General features: G+C 44.3%; 13 protein-coding genes. 10 read left to right on the top strand and 3 right to left on the bottom strand.

Features of this window, described 5'->3' with window-relative positions:
- Window positions 1–41: 41 nt before the first annotated feature.
- Entirely contained in the window at window positions 42–521 is a 480-nt protein-coding gene (locus tag HL061_RS07910; protein WP_156771010.1) for a thioesterase family protein, read from the top strand.
- 132 nt (window positions 522–653) lie between these two features.
- Here the strand turns inward: HL061_RS07910 and ribBA are convergent, their stop codons facing one another.
- Together ribBA and HL061_RS07900 are read right to left on the bottom strand one after the other, a co-directional pair.
- Window positions 654–1,766, bottom strand: a complete 1,113-nt coding sequence (ribBA, locus tag HL061_RS07905) for a bifunctional 3,4-dihydroxy-2-butanone-4-phosphate synthase/GTP cyclohydrolase II (protein ID WP_071002577.1) — start codon at window positions 1,764–1,766, stop codon at window positions 654–656.
- A gap of 310 nt (window positions 1,767–2,076) precedes the next feature.
- On the bottom strand, window positions 2,077–3,366 hold the full coding sequence (locus tag HL061_RS07900; protein ID WP_071002576.1) for a replication-associated recombination protein A: 1,290 nt from the start codon (window positions 3,364–3,366) through the stop codon (window positions 2,077–2,079).
- A gap of 415 nt (window positions 3,367–3,781) precedes the next feature.
- On the opposite strand from HL061_RS07900, the gene HL061_RS07895 reads away from it, so the two are divergent.
- Together HL061_RS07895 and HL061_RS07890 are read left to right on the top strand one after the other, a co-directional pair.
- Window positions 3,782–4,315: a type IV secretion protein Rhs gene (locus tag HL061_RS07895; RefSeq protein WP_071002575.1), complete on the top strand. Its 534-nt coding sequence runs from the start codon at window positions 3,782–3,784 to the stop codon at window positions 4,313–4,315.
- An 84-nt stretch (window positions 4,316–4,399) separates the two neighbouring features.
- On the top strand, window positions 4,400–5,296 hold the full coding sequence (locus tag HL061_RS07890; RefSeq protein WP_071002574.1) for a hypothetical protein: 897 nt from the start codon (window positions 4,400–4,402) through the stop codon (window positions 5,294–5,296).
- A 134-nt stretch (window positions 5,297–5,430) separates the two neighbouring features.
- Here the strand turns inward: HL061_RS07890 and gltA are convergent, their stop codons facing one another.
- On the bottom strand, window positions 5,431–6,711 hold the full coding sequence (gene gltA / locus HL061_RS07885) for a citrate synthase (protein ID WP_071002573.1): 1,281 nt from the start codon (window positions 6,709–6,711) through the stop codon (window positions 5,431–5,433).
- A 1,029-nt stretch (window positions 6,712–7,740) separates the two neighbouring features.
- Here gltA and sdhC point away from each other — a divergent pair.
- The 7 genes from sdhC to lpdA all read left to right on the top strand — a co-directional run bounded on the left by sdhC (window position 7,741) and on the right by lpdA (window position 18,581).
- On the top strand, window positions 7,741–8,127 hold the full coding sequence (gene sdhC, locus HL061_RS07880) for a succinate dehydrogenase, cytochrome b556 subunit (protein ID WP_083328899.1): 387 nt from the start codon (window positions 7,741–7,743) through the stop codon (window positions 8,125–8,127).
- A gap of 20 nt (window positions 8,128–8,147) precedes the next feature.
- Entirely contained in the window at window positions 8,148–8,534 is a 387-nt protein-coding gene (sdhD, locus tag HL061_RS07875; RefSeq protein ID WP_227511562.1) for a succinate dehydrogenase, hydrophobic membrane anchor protein, read from the top strand.
- A 354-nt stretch (window positions 8,535–8,888) separates the two neighbouring features.
- Window positions 8,889–10,739: a succinate dehydrogenase flavoprotein subunit gene (gene sdhA / locus HL061_RS07870; protein ID WP_071002571.1), complete on the top strand. Its 1,851-nt coding sequence runs from the start codon at window positions 8,889–8,891 to the stop codon at window positions 10,737–10,739.
- 206 nt (window positions 10,740–10,945) lie between these two features.
- Window positions 10,946–11,656 (top strand): succinate dehydrogenase iron-sulfur subunit, encoded by a 711-nt coding sequence (locus HL061_RS07865; protein WP_058023969.1) that lies wholly within the window; start codon window positions 10,946–10,948, stop codon window positions 11,654–11,656.
- Between the two features lie 938 nt (window positions 11,657–12,594).
- A complete protein-coding gene (locus tag HL061_RS07860; RefSeq protein ID WP_071002570.1) occupies window positions 12,595–15,480 on the top strand; it encodes a 2-oxoglutarate dehydrogenase E1 component in 2,886 nt (961 codons plus the stop codon).
- Window positions 15,481–15,633: 153 nt separating this feature from the next.
- Window positions 15,634–16,869: a 2-oxoglutarate dehydrogenase complex dihydrolipoyllysine-residue succinyltransferase gene (gene odhB, locus HL061_RS07855; RefSeq protein WP_071002569.1), complete on the top strand. Its 1,236-nt coding sequence runs from the start codon at window positions 15,634–15,636 to the stop codon at window positions 16,867–16,869.
- 257 nt (window positions 16,870–17,126) lie between these two features.
- Entirely contained in the window at window positions 17,127–18,581 is a 1,455-nt protein-coding gene (lpdA, locus tag HL061_RS07850; protein WP_071002568.1) for a dihydrolipoyl dehydrogenase, read from the top strand.
- The last annotated feature ends 112 nt before the right edge of the window (window positions 18,582–18,693 follow it).

The raw sequence follows: 18,693 nt of genomic DNA, 5'->3' as shown, positions 1-18,693 counted from the left end.
ATATATAGACAACATGAGACACAAGGTAAGTTATGACCAATATGAGTGAAAAGCCAGATTTTATGTCTGAGGTAGCAAGTGATCGACCTGAAGTACTGGCGCATTACCCAGTGATTCATTATCAGCCGATTCATTGGGGTGAGATGGATGCCTTTAACCATTTAAATAACGTGGTGTATTATCGTTATTCTGAGTCAGCGCGCATTGGCTATTTACATGCGTTAGATATGTTCGATGGCAGTATGGTCACCGTCTTAGCACAGTCGAGCTGCCAGTATTTGCACCCAGTGACCTATCCTGATACTTTGTTATTGGGCGTTCGCTGTCAGCGTCTGGGCAATACCAGTATTGCGATGGAATATAGCTACTATAGTACAGCACAAAACAAAATCGTTGCGACCGCTGATGCCGTCGTAGTGCGTCTCGATAGTGATGGGAAAGGTAAGTTACCGTGGACAGCAGAAGAACGTGCGCGCTTACTGGCATTAGAGGCAAAATTTGGTCATACCCCTGAATATTAGAATAGGCTTTAGCTGCGTTGATGACCTATCTCGGATAGTGTTATATAACCATCAAAAATAAAAAAGGCGCGCTAACATTATCGTAGCGTGCCTTTTTTCATGACTTTTCTCAGGCCATTTTCCAAGTAGATTTTAGCTCTCTTGCGGGGCGTGCACAAAATCCACCACATTGAGATCAAAACCTGATAACGCATAAAACTTCATGGGCGATGACAGTAGACGCATATCACGGACGCCTAAATGACGTAATATCTGTGCACCAACGCCGATACTGCGATAAGGCTGCTGGGTGATGGTCGATTGTGACTCATTGTCCAAGGCTTTATCTAATGCATCTCCTAGATCGACCGGCTGATGATTGCCGACCCAAACCAACACACCGCGCTCTGAGGCGCTAATCTCTTCTAGCGCTGATTGGACGCTCCAGCCACTACGACCAGTCATATCATTTTTGGCGGCAAATAAATCACGCAGCGGGTGGAAACCGTGGACACGTACGGTACTCACGCCTTCGCTCACATCTCCTTTTACCAAGGCGATATGAGTTTCTTCAGCGCCGAACTCGCGGAAACGGTGCAAGGTAAAAGTGCCATGTTCTGTTTCAAAAGGACGAGTTTCGATTTCCTCTACCGTTTGCTCATTGGCGATGCGGTAGTTGATGAGATCAGCAATGGTGCCCATCTTGATGTTATGCTCTTTGGCAAATATCTCAAGATCATCGCGACGTGCCATGGTGCCATCAGCGTTGATGATTTCTACAATCACCGCTGCAGGCTCCAGTCCCGCTAGGCGAGCCAAGTCGCACCCTGCTTCTGTGTGGCCTGCACGGTGTAGAACGCCGCCGTTTTGTGCCATGATAGGGAAAATATGCCCAGGCTGCACGATGTCTTCTGGTTTGGCTGCCGAAGATACAGCGGCTTGAATAGTGCGAGCACGGTCAGCCGCTGAGATACCTGTGGTCACGCCTTCAGCCGCCTCAATCGATACTGTAAAGTTGGTGCTAAATTTTGCCTCGTTGCGATCTGACATCAGCGGCAATGCCAATTGCTGGCAACGCGCTTGTGATAGCGTCAGACACACCAAGCCGCGCGCGTGGGTAATCATAAAGTTAATGTCTTCAGGACGAACATGGGTCGCCGCCATGATGATATCGCCTTCGTTTTCGCGGTCTTCATCATCCATCAAGATGACCATTTTTCCAGCACGAATGTCTTCGATAATCTCAGGAATCGTATTTAAACTCATAGTAAATCTCAATATTTTATTATTAATAAATATGTGTGGTTTGTAATATAAAGGGTTGTCGGCTCATTGTAGCAGTAGTTGGTAACACGTGCTGTTGCCGTTGAGCAAATCGTTTGATCATCGTAGCAACCAAATATGAAAATGTTTCATGATTCTTATTCATCATGACGATAGGTATTTTAACGGTTTTTGCCTCAGCGTGCTGACCCAAAGCTGAACTATAACGCTTAGTCTTTTAAAAACAGGGTTCAGTTTTACCAATAGTATATGCAACTAACTTTCAAACCTTTTGATCCAGTGGGTCAATAGATCAGTCGTTACTGGCCGCTTGGCTTTTTAGCCACGCCATAAACTGCTTGCTATGCTGTTCTCGCTGGTTATCGGCAAACTCATAAAAGCTCGTGCCTGCTAAGTTTTCTGGCAAATAGCTTTGAGGGTAGTAGTGATTGGGATAATCATGCGGGTAAGCATAACCTTGACCATAGCCTTGATTGCGCATCAGTTTGGTCACGCCATTACGTAGATGTAGTGGTACTGGCGAGGCGTCTTTTTCTGCTAACGCCATCGCTGCATTGATCGCTTTATACGTGCTGTTACTCTTTGCACTGGTGGCTAAATAGACCACCACTTGCCCTAGGATAATACGCGCTTCTGGCATACCGATGGATTGCACACTGCGCAGGGCTGCATCAGCGAGGAGTAGGGCGTTTGGGTTGGCATTGCCGATATCTTCACTGGCTAAGATTACCAATCTGCGCGCGATAAATTCAGCTGGCTCTCCGCCCACCAGCATTCGCGCCATCCAGTACAGCGCCGCGTCAGGATCTGAGCCACGCACTGATTTGATCATGGCTGAGATAATATCGTAATGTTGCTCGCCATCTTTGTCATAACGTACCAATGCCGTCTGCGCCACTCGGCTGACCAGTTCGTCATCGATGACAATCGGTGATTGCTTGGCATCCGCTGTTTGAATCGCCAGCTCTAACAAGTTTAGTGCTTTTCTGGCATCGCCGTGGGCCAGTTGGCTGATGGTGTCTTGTGCCTGCAAGTCGATGGTGAGCTTTTTGAGTATATGGTCTTCCGAGAGTGCCCGCCGTAATACCGCACTGATTTGCTCAGGCGTTAATGGCTCTAAACGATACACTTGGCAACGTGACAACAGCGCGTTATTCACACTAAACGACGGATTCTCTGTCGTGGCGCCAATCAGTGTAATATCACCAGACTCTACCGCGCCCAATAATGCATCTTGCTGCGCCTTATTAAACCGATGAATCTCATCGATAAAGACCACTGGTGACTCAAATGCCAGTGAGTCTTTGCTATCGAGCACCTCGCGCAACTGCTTGACCCCAGTATTCAATGCAGAAAGCGCATGAAAAGGTCGATTGACCGCATCAGCCAATAGCATTGCGATGGTCGTCTTACCGATACCTGCTTCGCCGTGCAAAATAATAGAGGGCAGATGCCCTTGTTCGACCAAACGCTGTAAAGGTGCGCCAGTGGCCAAAAGATGCTCTTGGCCAATAATAGCCGCGAGAGAAGCAGGGCGCATACGCTGAGCAAGAGGGGTGTCGGCATGAAAGTTAGGCGGCATAAGGTTCTCTATTGAAAAATTAAAAAACGGTCTATTGGCTAAAGTGGCGGCCATTGAGAGATTTTATAGTCAAATCTAAATAACGACATACTCGTCTATAGTTATCATTTCTATTGAAGTGAAAAGCGTTTGTTTGCTTGGCATGATTCTCGCAGCAACTTTACTATGACAATGAGTATTAGACATCAGCAGTCAAAGTAGGCTACTTTATAAGTATGGTACTTGCTATAAGCAATACACGCTAGGCTAACGCAAAAACATGTTAATGAAAGCTAACGAAGCGTATAGCTTATGTCCCCAGCACTTTATTTTTAATCATTCATCCTTACTAACGGTTCAATGGTAACGATCAGAATGATTGACCAAACACCATTTATTATCACTGGCCTATCAACGATAAGGTATTGCACTGACTATGATGAGACCACCTCTCAAGCGTTTATTGAACCGATACTCACGTAATATTGCAAAAAAGCAGCAGTCGCGTTGTCTGACAGTTGGTGAGATCGCGTTGGCACGCTCAGTGTTCGGTGACAGTATCAGATTAGATGAAGTGCGACTAAAAACCACTTGGTGGGTTCTCAAAAGTTATGCGGTGAGTCCGAATGGTAATGTTTACTTTAATCCCGCCGATTGGATCACAGATTTTAGTGTGGCCTCGTTAGGCAAGCAAAGCTGGCTCATCCATGAGCTCACCCATGTGTGGCAGTTACAGCAAGGCTTGAAAGTGGTACGCGGTGCCCTTATCGATCGGCGATATGATTATGTGCTAGAGACGGGTAAGTCCTTTTTTAAATACGGTATCGAGCAGCAGGCGCGAATGGTTCAAGATTATTTTGTGCGCCGTCAAAAAGGACAGGATTGTCAGGATTTAGAAGCCTGTATACCATTTTTGACAGTAAACGACATGACTGACAAAAAACGCGCCAACAGCAATTTTACTATTTAAACTGCCTCATAGTAAGCGAAAAGCCTACGTGCATCACCATTTTAGCTTTTTATATTTTAGCCTTATTAAAGGATATTTACGCTTATGTTTCGACTTTTGCCAGTAAAGCCTAATGTTGATACTTCTGCTAGCTCAGCTCTGGCCGCAGTAGCGCTAACGGGCGTGCTATTTCTGACCGGCTGTCAGCAGCAAGCTGACGCACCGCCTGTATCAGATGAGGCTCAGACAACTGAAAAAACAAGTGAGGAAGACAGTCAACCTATGCAGCAAAGTGATTCTGCTGCGGCGCGTATAGAGCAGTTTCAGCCTATATACGTTGCGCAAGCGCAAGGGCTACAGCGTCGACTACAAGCAGAGTATGAGTCACTGGAAGCGGCAGATACTTCAGATAGCGAAGAGTCGCTATTACTCAATGGAGCGACTAACGATTCAGCTACTCTTACAGAAAATGCGAATAGCGCCAATTCCGAACCATTACCAGCTGATAGTCCAGTAGAAGCTAACGCTACCAGTGAGGAAGGTTCGGATACAGAGATGAATACAAGTACGGAAGTTGGAGAGCGTGACTTAACGGTATTAAAACGTATTAGCCTTGAGCCGCGCAAACCGATTATATTGACGGAAGAGCAGATCATCGAGCGATATCAGCAAACGATGGCAGCGTTATATCAGCCTGTGACCACGCCCCTTAGTGCAGAAGATGCGGATACGCTAATCAACATAGCGACCTTAGTTCCTCAGTTATTTGAGCATGCAGAGATTGCAGGAAGGGTCAGTGCAAAAAGCCCTGCGCTGGCTCGGTTGATTATTCAGCACCAAGTATGGGAGCAAATAGAAGCGCAGCAAGTGGTTGATATGCAGCAAATGAAGCAACAACAGCAGCAAGAATTTGAAACGCTCATGGCCAAATTCAACGATACGATTAAAGGATATGACGAGCAGATTGCTAAATATGAGCAGACGTTAAAAGAGTTTCAATAACGGTTTAAATGATACACATAGTAACGAGTTTGCCAATAATTGGATGAAGTATATCCAATAGTATCTATCCCATCATAGCAATAAAAAATCCCGCACGATGGCGGGATTTTTTATTGTAAAGATACTATTTTTGATTACTTACGGTCTTCAACCTTGACAAAGTCACGGCGCGTTTCACCAGTATATAACTGACGTGGACGACCGATCTTGTATGGGGCGCTGTGCATCTCTAACAAATGGCTGATCCAACCTGAAGTACGAGCCAGTGCAAAGATTACCGTAAACATTGATGTTGGGATACCGATGGCTTTTAAGATAATACCAGAGTAAAAATCAACGTTTGGATATAGGTTACGCTCGATGAAGAACGGGTCTTCTAGTGCAATTTTTTCGAGTGCCATTGCCAATTCAAGTTTAGGATCGTTGACACCAAGTGCTTCTAATACTTCATCACAAGTCTCTTTCATGACTTTCGCACGTGGATCGAAGTTTTTGTAGACACGGTGACCAAAGCCCATTAGCTTCACTTCACGGCTTTTCACTTTTTCCATAAATGCTGGCACGTTTTCAACCGTACCGATTTCATCAAGCATTTCTAGTACAGCTTCGTTGGCGCCGCCATGCGATGGACCCCAAAGAGCTGCGATACCAGCAGCGATACAGGCATAAGGGTTGGCACCCGTTGAGCCGGCTAGGCGCACAGTAGAAGTCGAGGCGTTTTGCTCGTGGTCTGCGTGCAAGGTGAAGATTTTGTCCATGGCGCGGGTGACGACGTCGTTTGGCTCATAGTCCACATCAGCAGGAGTCGCAAACATCATGTACAAGAAGTTCTCAGCGTAGCTAAAGTCGTTACGTGGATACATGAACGGTTCGCCCTGCGAGTATTTATAGCTCATCGCCGCAAGCGTAGGCATCTTAGCAATCAAACGAATAGCTGTGATTTCACGATGCTCTTCGTTGCTTAGGTCTAGGTTGTCATGATAGAACGCTGATAACGCACCAACGACACCAACCATAATGGCCATTGGATGCGCGTCACGGCGGAAACCTTCAAAGAATTTACGCAATTGATCATGAACAGCCGTATGTTCACGAATTTTTTCAAAGAAATCTGCCTTTTGCTCAGCGTTAGGTAGCTCGCCATTTAGCAACGCATATGCCACTTCTAGATATTCAGCATGGTTTGCTAACTCGTCGATAGGGTAGCCGCGGTGTAATAATTCGCCTTTGCCACCATCGATATAAGTAATTTTTGATTCAACGGGAGCAGTTACTTTAAAACCAGGGTCATAAGACCAAAATCCTGATTCTTGCAAAGCAGCAACATCGATAACTGGGCGCCCTAAAGTACCTTCAATAATAGGAAGTTCGTATTCTTCACCATTCACGGTTAGTTTGGCATTAGTGTCAGCCATAAATTGCTCTCCATTGTTTTTGATTCGTTAGAATAAAATTACTACAGACGCATACCTCACGTCGTTATCTGTCAAACGGCAAAATCCGTTTCACTCATTTAATACGCAAGGTATATTAGCAGCAATTACTTGTGATTTGAAAAAACTTTTATTGACCGTGGGTCCAATTGGCACGGCCTAGCGGTGGTTGTTCGCTGTAATTTTTGTATCAAAATATGTCTGATTGGTTATTTTGCGCCAAACTTTCTGTTTATTAAACATGTTTACAACGTCAATATTGACGTTATATTTTGGGGTTTGTCGCAAAAACGCAGCAGGATTTTCGCAAAAAACGAGGCTACAAACAGACAGGGCATGAGCAGTAGACAAGTTAAGTGTCGAGCATAATTGTCAGAGGTAAGCGTTTTCCACATTCAGTATTGCATATATCTATTCGTTTGTTAATTAAGTGTGTGACTTTATTACTTTAGGGATAAATTTGTAATTATCGCCCAGTCATTTTATAATTGCAGGAATTGACTGGCACTAGCTTTGTGCGAATTGATAAGTGGTCATGATATAGTGTCGCCTAGAGCTTACTTTATACATGCTTATTTACGATTGTCTGGTATTTTGATAAACCAAACCGAATTCTGTGGTTTAAATGTTCTTGTTAACTGCTCTATTTTTAGATGCTCAGCACCAGTATTTAGTGCTCAGTACAAGGTTTATTTTGATAGAGAAGACATATTAACGTTGTCTGGCTATTCATACGACCAATAAAAATAGACTGGTTAGTCGATCTTACTCATGTTTATTTTCTTTGTTGTATAATAGATAGGTTGTTTTGTAGGCCTGTCAGCTCGACAAGCGACACTAAACAGCTTATCAATACCTTATATACATGATTCTTTCTTCATATTTAGCACAAACTAAAAGAAGTCAGCTAGCTCTTCCTTACTTTATTCGTCTCGTGTGTTGCTCGATGCTCAACTGATACCATTTTTGTCAAGCGTTGATAGCAGATACAGGAGTATAACCGCAAAAAGGATGCCCGCTGTGAAAAGCAACCGACCTATTGATCTGCCTCTAAGCCAAGTGATTAGCGTTAATCGCTCACCGATCGCAATCGCCTCTATTTTGCATCGTATCTCTGGCATTATTTTATTCTTATTAATTCCTGTTATGCTGTGGCTATTACAGAACTCATTGGCGTCGCCTGAGAGTTTTGAGACCGTATTTGACAACGTACTTGTGCGCTTTTTGGCATGGATATTTGTTGCCGCCATTGCATATCACTTCGTGATGGGTATCAAACATTTATTTGCTGATATGGGCATGAACGAAGAGCTAAAATCTGGCCGCGCTGCCTCTATGGTCAGTTTTGTAATTGCAGCGATTTTAGTTGTCGCGTCATTTATATGGGTGATGTTCTAATGATTAAAAATGATTCAGGAATCAAAAGTGCTACTGGTCTGACAGGTTCAGGCTCACGCGATTGGATTATTCAGCGTATTAGTGCTGTTGTTTTAGCCGTTTATAGTGTGGTGTTGCTGGGTTTCTTTTTGACCCACGGCGATGTCACGTATCTTGAGTGGTCATCATTCATGACTAGCCTGCCAATGCGTTTATTTAGCTTAGTTGCTGTACTTGCATTAGCTGGCCATGCTTGGGTGGGAATGTGGACAGTATTTACTGACTATATTACGACAGGCAAACTGGGCTCAAGCGCAGCAGGTTTACGTTTAGTGCTACAGTCATTGATGATTATCGCTATTTTAGTATTTCTATTTTGGGGCATCATGATTTTTTGGGGTAACGGCTTTAGTGTCGTTGCTGTTTAATGATTGAGTGACCAGCTTTAGTATTGATATAAGCATCTATATATAACGGATGCGCGCAGCTGGTATGTCAGCTGATAGAGTAGTTTAAAAGTATCCGTTGATAGCCAAAAATAGTCATAGCATTGGACCAACAGCGCCCACTATTTAGATTGTCGCTGAATGAGCAACAAGGTTGAGCAGGTTTGGTTCAGTATAACGATAGATATGCAAATTAAGTGGTCAAAGACTGTTATATCCTCTTCTTTAATAAGTGCATGTAATGGCCAAATAAAAGCCCTTAAACCTGCAATAAGAAGATTTTAAAACACGCTTTTCATTTACTTATAAGCATTAATAGGCATTAGGAAAACCGTAATGGCAACTAGACAAGACAATACCATTAGTAATATTAAGACCCTAAACTACGATGCAGTTATCGTTGGTGGCGGTGGTTCAGGTATGCGCGCTTCATTGCACTTAGCGGAAGCGGGTATGAAGGTTGCAGTCCTGACCAAAGTATTCCCAACACGTTCGCACACGGTTGCCGCTCAGGGTGGTATCGGTGCAAGTTTGGGCAACATGAGTAACGACAACTGGCACTTCCATTTTTATGACACCGTAAAAGGGTCAGATTGGTTAGGTGACCAAGACGCTATCGAGTATATGTGCCGTGAAGCACCAAAGGTAGTCTATGAGCTTGAGCACATGGGCATGCCGTTTGACCGTAACGAAGATGGTACGATTTATCAGCGTCCATTCGGCGGTCATACGTCAAACTATGGCGAAAAAGCGGTACAACGTGCGTGCGCTGCTGCTGACCGTACAGGTCACGCATTGCTACACACGCTGTATCAGAAAAACTTACAGCAAGGCACTGAGTTCTTTATCGAGTGGATTGCGCTTGATTTGATCAAAGACGAAGCGGGTAACATCAACGGTGTTATCGCTCTTGAGCAAGAGACAGGTACTGTTGCGGTATTCCAAGCACCAGTTACTGTTCTAGCAACAGGTGGTGCAGGTCGTATCTTTGCCGCTTCTACCAACGCTTATATCAACACTGGTGATGGTATTGGTATGGCAGTTCGCGCTGGTATCCCACTACAGGATATGGAGTTCTGGCAGTTCCATCCAACGGGCGTTCATGGTGCAGGTGTACTATTGACCGAAGGGTGCCGCGGCGAAGGTGCTATCTTGCGTAACAAGGATGGCGAAGCTTTCATGGAGCGTTATGCCCCAACCGTTAAAGATTTGGCACCACGTGATCTCGTATCGCGCTCTATGGACCAAGAAATTAAAGAAGGTCGTGGTTGTGGCCCTAATGCTGACCATATCGTCATGGACATGACCCATTTGGGTGTCGACACTATCATGAAGCGTCTACCGTCAGTATTTGAGATCGGTAAAAACTTCGCCAACGTTGACATTACTAAAGAACCTATTCCAGTTATCCCAACCATTCACTACATGATGGGTGGTATTCCAACCACTATCCATGGTCAGGTAATCGTGCCGGATCTAGAGGCAGGTACAGATGAAGACGGTTTATATGCTAATGGTAACGTCGTTAAAGGACTATACGCTATTGGTGAGTGCGCTTGTGTGAGTGTACACGGTGCCAACCGTTTAGGTACCAACTCACTACTTGATTTGGTTGTGTTTGGTCGTGCTGCTGGTAAGCACATTGTTGATGAGTTCCATCAAAATGATCATAACTACAAACCACTTGATCCGCATGTACTTGATATCACGGTTGGTCGTTTAAACAAATTGCAGCAATCAACATCAGGCTACAATGCACAAGACGTGGCTGATGAGATTCGTGCGACGATGCAGAAACACGCCAGTGTATTCCGTACGCAAGCCATGATGGATGAAGGCGTTGAGAAAATTTTAGCGCTGGGTGAGAAAGTCGAACAAATCCATTTGGGTGATAAATCACAAGTCTTCAACACTGCTCGTATCGAAGCGTTTGAAGTGGCAAACCTATACGAAGTAGCAAAAGCGACGATGGTATCAGCCGCGAGCCGCCACGAAAGCCGCGGCGCGCATAGTGTCTCTGATTATGATCGTCCAGAAGATGATGACTATGCACCAAACGGCCGTAATGACCACGATTGGATGAAGCATACTTTATGGTATTCTGAAGGCAACCGTATCATTTACAAACCAGTTCGCAAAGTGCCACTGACTGTTGACTATATCGAACCAAAAGTTCGCGTCTATTAATCCTAGACTATGCGCTCGATATAAACAGAAAGCTTAAACGTTTTATCCCTTATTCATTTATTAAAAAGGTGACCGCCAGCTACATGCTCATAGGAGTGCTGCTAGGCTATTAATTGATATTCAATTATCAGTAGTGATTAGTAGCCAGCACTCATATGTTGCAATCTTTGTATGCCCGCCATCACCTACGTGTGGAGTTTAGCATTATGAGCCGAGGTACTCGCACCATCGAAATCTATCGCTACGATCCTGATGTGGACGCAGCCCCACGCATGCAAACTTATACGATTGAATTACTTGATTCAGATCGTATGTTGCTTGACGTGTTATTACGCCTAAAGAAAGAAGATGAAACAATCACTTTCCGCCGCTCTTGCCGTGAAGGTATTTGTGGTTCTGATGGCATGAACATCAATGGTAAAAATGGTCTAGCATGTCTAATCAACATGAACACGCTACCAGAAAAAGTAACCGTTCGTCCGTTACCTGGTTTGCCAGTGGTTCGTGACTTGGTTGTTGATATGAACCAATTCTACGAGCAATACGAAAAAGTACATCCGTACTTAATCAATGATCAGCCAGCACCCCCAACTGAGCGTCTGCAGTCTCCTGCTGAGCGTGAAAAGTTAAATGGTCTGTATGAGTGTATTCTGTGTGCATGCTGCTCAACGAGCTGCCCATCTTTTTGGTGGAACCCTGATAAGTTCTTAGGTCCATCAGCGTTGCTACATGCGTATCGCTTTGTGGCTGACAGCCGTGACGGTGACACGCAAGCACGTTTGGCGCGTTTAGACGATCCGTTCAGTTTATTCCGTTGCCGCGGTATCATGAACTGTGTGTCAGTTTGTCCAAAAGGCTTGAACCCAACCAAAGCAATCGGTCATTTACGTAATATGTTGATTGATCAAGCTGGTTAATTGTTTTGATTATTATTGACTAACAAAAACACCACCTATTCATTAGGTGGTGTTTTTGTTAGTCAAAATCACTGATTATAGTAGTATTAATTTTCTGATTACTATTGTTTGAAGTGGGCTTCTATTGGTAGCGATGAATAATCCTGCCGGATAGGTAGAACAAGAAGCCTAGTACACTGGTGAATAATAGAACGTTAGTCTATCCGTAAATCCGTACGGGCGATACGTTAGTCATATGCAAGAAGACATATTGTATAAACAGTCAATCTATACAATCAGATACACGTAAAGTTTGGTATAATTACATCCTGAACTTGATCAAACATTGCGAAGTTTGTTTCCAATGCATTAAAAGTAGCATTTATACGGGCTATTGCATTAATACAATAAAACGTTATGTATACAATAACGATGCTTCTATAATTGATAATAGATATTCATTACGTAAATACTTAGTATTGAACAAACAAACTATATCGCAAAAAACGCTCATGATATGCTATACAGCAATGCATGTTTATCTGAAACAATAAGATTTGTTAGCAAATAGCGGATATTTCAGCGATAATAGCCAGTTTATAGGCTAGCTGAAAGATTGACCATTTATTAATAATTTATCATTGATGAATTGGTTATGGCTAAAAGAAGTATATATAAATTAATGTTGTGAAACGAGCCAGATCAGAAAACTGAGTGTTCACAAATAAATTTATTTTTAACATAGGTGTTGCAATAAGACTTGTTATCACTATTTAGCATTACTTGCTCTTTTAGACAATGACAGCAATATTCTATAGTGACGGCAATACTTAGGGATAAAGGGTTTTATCGAACTGTATTCAATGGGGTATGACGAATTGTCTAAACGCCTAGCATACAACGACTGACACCATAATAAGCACGATTCCATTCATTTATCTATCAAATAGACGATTATTATGAATAGTATAACCAAAGAAAAAGCGGGCCAAGGACATACTGAACTGGCCGCCGATAATGCCAGCTATATAGAAGCTCTTTATGAGCAATACCTAACGGACCCTGATAGTGTTGACACAGATTGGCAAGCGTACTTCGAACAGTACAAATCGTCAAATGATGCTCAGCATAATGCTATTAAAGACCAATTTTTGTTACTTGCCCGCAATCAAACGGCGAACAAATCGAGTAACGAAAGTACCGGTACAAGTAGTAGTAATTCAGACAACTGTACTGATCCAAAGCAAATGGGTGTACAGCAACTCATCTCCGCATACCGCCGCCGTGGTCACCGCCGCGCCAAGCTAGATCCATTGAACTTACATCCACGTGCAGAAGTGGAAGATCTGACCCTAGCTTATCACAACCTATCAGAAGCCGACCTTGATACTGTATTCCCAACCAATGATTTAGTGATCGGTAAAGACGAAGCGCCATTGCGTGAAATTATCGAGATCATGGAGCGTGTTTACTGCCGCCATATCGGTATTGAGTATATGCATGTGACCACCAGCACTGAAAAACGCTGGATGGAAGAGTATGTAGAAAGCAATCTAGGCTATATCAAGTTTGACAAAGAAAAGCGTTTGTCTATTCTTGAGCGTCTAACAGCGGCCGAAGGTCTAGAAAAATATTTGGCGCGTAAATATACAGGCGTTAAGCGTTTTGGTCTAGAAGGTGGTGAGAGTTTCATACCTGCAGTCAATGAAATCATCCAACGTGCTGGTGGCTATGGTACAAAAGAGATGGTCATTGGTATGGCTCACCGTGGACGTCTAAACGTGTTGGTCAATATTTTGGGCAAAAACCCTGCAGACTTATTTGATGAGTTTGACGGTAAAGTGCAGCCAGAAAAAGGCTCAGGCGACGTTAAGTATCACAATGGTTTTTCATCTAACGTGATGACCCCAGGTGGTGAAGCGCATTTAGCCTTAGCATTTAACCCATCGCATCTTGAAATCGTTGCACCAGTACTACAAGGCTCAGTACGTGCACGTCAAGTGCGCCGTAATGATCAGCCGTCATTAGATAATACTGGTGGCAACTCAGTGTTACCTATCGTTATCCATGGTGATGCGGCTTTTGCTGGACAGGGTGTGGTTCAAGAAACCTTCCAAATGTCACAGACCCGTGCTTATACCACTGGCGGTACTGTACATATCGTTATCAATAACCAAGTTGGCTTTACCACTAGCCGTCAAGAAGATGTTCGTTCAACCGAATATTGTACTGATGTCGCAAAAATGGTACATGCACCAATCCTACACGTGAATGGTGATGATCCTGAATCAGTCGTTTTCGCGGCTCAATTAGCCTTAGACTATCGTCATCAGTTTGATAAAGACATCATTATTGACTTGTTCTGCTACCGTCGCAACGGTCACAACGAGGCAGATGAGCCTTCAGCCACTCAGCCATTGATGTATGCAGTTATTAAGAAGCTGCCAACGACACGTACCCTTTATGCACAAAAGCTCATCGCAGAAGGTATCTTAAATACTGAAGAAGAAAAACAGTATGAAGATAATTATCGTGAATCTTTAGACCGTGGCGATTACGTTGTCAGCTCACTGGTTCAAGAGCCTAACGAGCAGCTATTTGTAGACTGGAAGCCTTATCTAGGTCATGACTTGGTTGACGATTGGGATACCAGTGTTGATATCGAAAAGCTCAAAGGTTATGGACGCCGTATGGCTGAGATGCCAGAAGGCTACAAGCTACAGCGTCAGGTTCAAAAGGTTGTTGAGCAGCGTCTAGCCATGCAAACAGGCGAAGAGCCTCTCAACTGGGGTGCCGCTGAGACATTAGCCTATGCATCATTAGTTGATAACGATGATGTCTTGGTACGTATTACTGGTGAAGATGTCGGCCGTGGTACATTCTCACATCGTCATACTGAAATCTACAATGTTAATGATGGCAGCATGTATGTGCCACTTGCTCATTTGAGCGAGAAACAAGCACGCTTTGCAACTTATAACTCGTTATTATCAGAAGAAGCTGTATTGGCCTTTGAATATGGCTATGCAACCACCGTACCGAATGCTTTGATCGTTTGGGAAGCGCAGTTTGGCGATTTCGTTAACGGTGCTCAAGTTGTCATTGATCAGTTCATCTCAAGCGGCGAGACCAAATGGCAACGCGTTTGTGGTTTGACCATGTTGTTACCACATGGCTTTGAAGGTCAAGGCCCTGAGCATTCATCTGCTCGCCTTGAGCGCTTCTTACAGCTATGTGCTGAAGACAATATGCAAGTCATCACACCAACGACGCCCGCGCAAATTTTCCATGCCTTACGTCGTCAGGCGATACGCCCAATTCGTAAGCCTTTGATCGTTATGTCACCAAAGAGCTTATTGCGTCATAAGCTAGCAACTTCTCATTTAGAAGAGCTTGCTAACGGTAAGTTCGAAACGGTATTGCCAGAGATGGACGATCACAACGCAGACAAAGTGACTCGTATGGTGCTATGCGGTGGTAAGGTTTATTATGATCTACTAGAACAGCGTCGCGCATTGGGTCTTGATCATGTTGCGATCGTCCGTATCGAACAGCTCTACCCATTGCCAGAGCAACGTTTGGTCGCTGAGATTGAAAAATACAGCAACTTGACCGAGATTGTATGGACGCAAGAAGAGCCATTGAATCAGGGCGCTTGGTACTACTTAGCACCGCATATGTTCCGTATTGTTGTACCACATCCAACAAAAGCAAAAGTGATGGAGCCCGTGGCACGTCCTGCTAGTGCAGCACCTGCAACAGGATCTCCAAAACTGCATGCACAGCAACAACAAGCACTGATTGCTGGTGGCCTTGGTGTAAGTGTTGATGAATTAGCTCAATAATAGATTGTCTATTAAGATTATAGAAGATAAATGAATCAGGCGATGACAGTCAGTATGTTTTAATATTCCGCCAAATAGCATTATTAAAACGATACTGATTGCCTATCACGACTTAATAATAAGTATGAATATCCAAATCTAAGGAGTATATCGATGGCTGACATCAAAGCCCCCGTTTTTCCAGAATCGGTTGCCGATGGCACAATCGTTGAATGGCACGTCACTGAAGGTCAACAAGTAAGTCGTGACGACCTACTAGCTGAAATCGAAACTGATAAAGTGGTACTAGAAGTCGTTGCACCAGATGACGGTGTATTGACCAAAATCGTCAAAAACGTTGATGATACTGTATTGTCCGACGAGCTGATTGCTGAATTTGAAGCAGGCGCAAGTGCTGGTGAAGCACCAGCGGTAGAGACAGATCAACCCGCTGCGCCAGTACAGCCAAAACAAGCTACTGATGGCGGTGAACCAGTACAAGCTACTGACAAAAAAGACGAAGCAGAGCACAAAGATCAAAGCCCAGCCGTCCGTAAAGCGGCAAAAGAGTCTGGCGTTGATCCTAAAGATGTGGAAGGTAGTGGCCGCGGTGGTCGTGTCACCAAAACAGATATGGCAAACCCAACACTAAAATCAGACAGCAGCATCAAATCAGACAGCGGTCGTCCTGTAGCAGAATCAACGGGCGAGCGTACTGAAAAACGCGTTCCAATGACGCGCTTGCGTAAACGTGTTGCTGAGCGTCTATTATCAGCATCACAAGATACCGCGATGTTGACGACGTTTAATGAAGTGAACATGAAGCCATTGATGGACATGCGCGCTAAGTACAAAGAGAAGTTCGAAAAACGTCATGGCGTACGTTTAGGCTTTATGTCGTTGTTTGTAAAAGCGGCAACTGAAGCGCTAAAACGCTTCCCAGCAGTCAATGCTTCACTAGATGGTGATGACATTGTTTATCATGGTTTTTATGATATCGGTGTAGCCGTATCATCAGATCGTGGTCTGGTCGTTCCTGTACTGCGTGATACTGACCGTATGGGTATGGCGGACATCGAAGCCAAAATCCGTGAATATGGTAGCAAGGCGCAAGAAGGCAAGCTTGGTCTAGACGAGATGACGGGTGGTACATTCACTATCTCGAACGGCGGTGTATTTGGGTCATTGATGTCAACCCCTATCTTGAACCCACCGCAAACTGCCATCCTAGGTATGCATGCGATCAACGAGCGCCCAATGGCGGTCGACGGTAAAGTTGAGATTTTACCAATGATGTACCTAGCGCTGTCTTATGACCATCGCATGATCGATGGTAAAGAAGCGGTACAGTTCCTAGTAACTATCAAAGAGTTGGTCGAAGACCCAGCTATGTTGTTACTAGACTTGTAAGCTTCTAAGCTTGTATTGGCAACCGCTGATACAAGCTTTTTAGCTTTGGTACAGATAATAGCTCTACTTGATAAGCAGCAATTGATTTGCTGCTAATTATATTCAAAGAATTTAATAATGGTGACTGATGCTCAGTGATCGATAAGTTAGTCTTTCTCACGGACATAGCGTATTAGCTATCAAGTGTAGACAATGCTGAGCGTTTGGTAAAAAAAAACAGTTTAAATAACACATAAAATTAAAAATAGGAACGTACTATGAAAGACAATTATGATTTAGTCGTCATCGGCGGCGGTCCTGGTGGTTACGAAGCAGCGATTCGTGCAGGCCAGCTCGGTATGAGTGTTGCTTGTATCGAAAAGCGCGTTTATAAAGGCGAGCCAGCACTTGGCGGTACTTGCTTAAATGTCGGTTGTATCCCATCAAAAGCCTTGCTTGACAGCTCACATCGTTATGAAGCAACTAAGCATGACCTTGATGAGCACGGTATCAGCACTGGTGATGTGGCTATCGATATCGAGCAGATGATTGCTCGTAAAGAAGGCATCGTAAAACAGTTGACTGGCGGTGTTGCTGCACTACTAAAAGGCAACGGCGTAGACTGGCTACAAGGCTGGGGTACTCTTGTTGACGGTAAAGGCGCGGACAAGCAAATCAAATTCACCGCCCTAAGCGATGACAGTGAAACCACCATCACTGCCAAAAACGTCATCCTAGCGGCAGGCTCAGTGCCTATCGAGATTCCAGTAGCGAAGACTGACGGTGACCGTATTGTTGATTCAACTGGCGCGCTTGATTTCACTGAAGTACCTAAGCGTCTAGGCGTTATCGGTGCTGGTGTTATCGGTCTTGAGCTTGGTTCAGTATGGCGTCGTCTGGGTAGCGAGGTCGTCGTATATGAAGCACTTCCTAGTTTCCTAGCTGCTGCTGACAAAGACATCTCAAAAGAAGCCGGCAAAATGTTCAAAAAGCAAGGTCTTGATATCCGCGTTGATACCAAAGTCACCAATGCTGAAGTACAAGGTGATCAAGTTGTCGTCACTAGCGAAAGCAATGGCGAATCGAGCGAGGAGAGCTTTGACAAGCTAATCGTTTGTGTTGGTCGCCGTGCTTATTCTGAAAAGCTACTTGGTGAGGACAGCGGTATCACGTTGACCGAACGTGGTCTTATCGATGTCAATGATCAGTGCAAAACCAACCTTGATGGCGTTTATGCGATCGGTGATTTGGTCCGTGGTCCTATGCTTGCGCATAAAGCGATGGAAGAAGGCATGATGGCCGTTGAGCGTATTCATGGCGAAAAATCTCAAGTTAACTATGACACTATCATCAATGTCATTTATACTCACCCAGAAATTGCATGGGTAGGTCTGACTGAGCAAGAAGCTGAGGAAGCTGGCTACGAAGTGAAGACCGGCTCTTTCAACTTAGCTGCTAACGGTCGTGCATTAGCGCAAAGTGAAGGCCAAGGCTCTATCAAAGTCGTCGCCGATGCGAAAACAGATCGTTTGTTAGGTATGCATGCGATCTCTGCTGGCGCTGGCGATATCGTCCATCAAGGTATGATCGCAATGGAATTTGTCTCTAGTATTGAAGACTTGCAGCTGATGACATTTGCGCATCCAACGATTTCAGAAGCAGTGCATGAAGCGGCGCTATCTGCAGATGGCCGTGCTATCCACGCTATCCAGCGCAAAAAGCGTAAGAAATAACTAGTTGCTCGTTTAATTATTATCGATTTACAACCTGATTGGGGTATCGCTATTTTGGCGATGCCACAATCATGAGTGCGTCAGACGTATGATTCATATGTATATGTGCGCA

The sequence above is a fragment of the Psychrobacter sp. PSP genome (assembly GCF_024085615.1).
Lineage (GTDB): Bacteria > Pseudomonadota > Gammaproteobacteria > Pseudomonadales > Moraxellaceae > Psychrobacter > Psychrobacter pacificensis.
Note: the sequence above shows the minus strand (reverse complement) of the source record. Positions and strands in the feature narration are given on the sequence as shown.

Excerpts from the sequence above, each read along its gene's own strand:
- HL061_RS07860 (WP_071002570.1), top strand. The coding sequence starts at position 12,595 with ATGAATAGTATAACCAAAGAAAAAGCGGGCCAAGGACATACTGAACTG.
- HL061_RS07910 (WP_156771010.1), top strand. The coding sequence starts at position 42 with ATGAGTGAAAAGCCAGATTTTATGTCTGAGGTAGCAAGTGATCGACCT.
- HL061_RS07865 (WP_058023969.1), top strand. The coding sequence starts at position 10,946 with ATGAGCCGAGGTACTCGCACCATCGAAATCTATCGCTACGATCCTGAT.
- HL061_RS07900 (WP_071002576.1), bottom strand. The coding sequence starts at position 3,366 with ATGCCGCCTAACTTTCATGCCGACACCCCTCTTGCTCAGCGTATGCGC.
- HL061_RS07895 (WP_071002575.1), top strand. The coding sequence starts at position 3,782 with ATGATGAGACCACCTCTCAAGCGTTTATTGAACCGATACTCACGTAAT.
- HL061_RS07890 (WP_071002574.1), top strand. The coding sequence starts at position 4,400 with ATGTTTCGACTTTTGCCAGTAAAGCCTAATGTTGATACTTCTGCTAGC.
- sdhC (WP_083328899.1), top strand. The coding sequence starts at position 7,741 with ATGCCCGCTGTGAAAAGCAACCGACCTATTGATCTGCCTCTAAGCCAA.
- sdhA (WP_071002571.1), top strand. The coding sequence starts at position 8,889 with ATGGCAACTAGACAAGACAATACCATTAGTAATATTAAGACCCTAAAC.
- lpdA (WP_071002568.1), top strand. The coding sequence starts at position 17,127 with ATGAAAGACAATTATGATTTAGTCGTCATCGGCGGCGGTCCTGGTGGT.
- gltA (WP_071002573.1), bottom strand. The coding sequence starts at position 6,711 with ATGGCTGACACTAATGCCAAACTAACCGTGAATGGTGAAGAATACGAA.
- odhB (WP_071002569.1), top strand. The coding sequence starts at position 15,634 with ATGGCTGACATCAAAGCCCCCGTTTTTCCAGAATCGGTTGCCGATGGC.
- ribBA (WP_071002577.1), bottom strand. The coding sequence starts at position 1,766 with ATGAGTTTAAATACGATTCCTGAGATTATCGAAGACATTCGTGCTGGA.